The sequence below is a fragment of the Pseudomonas defluvii genome (assembly GCF_001695625.1).
In the GTDB taxonomy this organism is placed as follows: domain Bacteria; phylum Pseudomonadota; class Gammaproteobacteria; order Pseudomonadales; family Pseudomonadaceae; genus Aquipseudomonas; species Aquipseudomonas defluvii.
Map to the genome: position 1 here is coordinate 1 of NZ_MBPN01000326.1, position 509 is coordinate 509.

Annotated in this window: 1 protein-coding gene; it reads right to left on the reverse strand. The window is 65.0% G+C overall.

The genetic code is table 11. The features are described from left to right. Window positions 1-509: NAD(P)/FAD-dependent oxidoreductase (locus EKA13_RS27560; RefSeq protein WP_483826453.1), on the reverse strand; the 509-nt coding region annotated here is incomplete at both ends.

The window sequence follows — 509 nt, forward strand, 5'->3', positions numbered from 1 at the left end:
GGCACGAAGCCGAGGATGTCTTCACGCCAGACCGGCTTGCCACCCAGGTGCGAAGCCAGGTGAACCACCGGGCTGTAGCCGCCCGAACTGGCCACAAGGTCGCACTCCAGCCACTCGCCTGGGCTGGTCACGCTAAAGGCTCTCGCATTAATGGCCGCAACACGCGCCGAGGTGACCCGTTTGCTGCCTCGCGTCTCTATGACGGCACTGGACGTCAGGATACGAACCCCCCGTGCCCTCACCTCCTCTACCAGCGCACCGCGCGGTGTATGACGGGCATCGGCCACCGCCACGACGGTCAGCCCGGCATCAAGCCAATCCAGCGCAACGCGGTAAGCGTGGTCGTTGTTGGTCGAAAGCACCAGTTTCTTGCCCGGTGCTACGCCGTAACGGCGTACGTAAGTCGATACGGCGCCAGCCAGCATGTTGCCTGGCACGTCGTTGTTGCCATACACCAGCGGACGCTCGTGGGCGCCAGTGGCCAGCACCACCTGCCGTGCACGCACGCG